General features: G+C 68.8%; 1 protein-coding gene. It reads left to right on the top strand.

The window, feature by feature from the left end:
* A partial coding sequence (locus tag MKK52_RS02315; protein WP_243952140.1) for a methyl-accepting chemotaxis protein occupies positions 1 to 324 on the top strand: 324 nt, incomplete at both ends.

Genomic DNA, 324 nt, shown 5'->3' on the forward strand with positions numbered 1-324 from the left:
GGCAACATCGTCGGCGTCTCGGAGAAGACCCAGGCGATCGGTGAGATCATCGAGAGCGTCAACGACATCTCGGAGCGCACGCATCTGCTCGCGCTGAACGCGGCCATCGAGGCGGCGGCGGCCGGCGAGAGCGGGCGCAGCTTCGCGGTGGTGGCCTCGGAGATGAAGCTGCTCGCCGATCAGGCGAAGGCGGCCACGGGTCAGGTGCGGGCGATCCTCGGGGAGATCCAGCGGGGCATCAACACCTCGGTGATGCTGACGGAGGAGGCGGTGAAGCGCTCGGCGGTGGGCAAGACGCGCTCGGACACGACGCAGCGGACCATC

It is taken from the genome of Methylobacterium sp. J-067 (assembly GCF_022829465.1).
Taxonomy (GTDB): domain Bacteria; phylum Pseudomonadota; class Alphaproteobacteria; order Rhizobiales; family Beijerinckiaceae; genus Methylobacterium; species Methylobacterium litchii.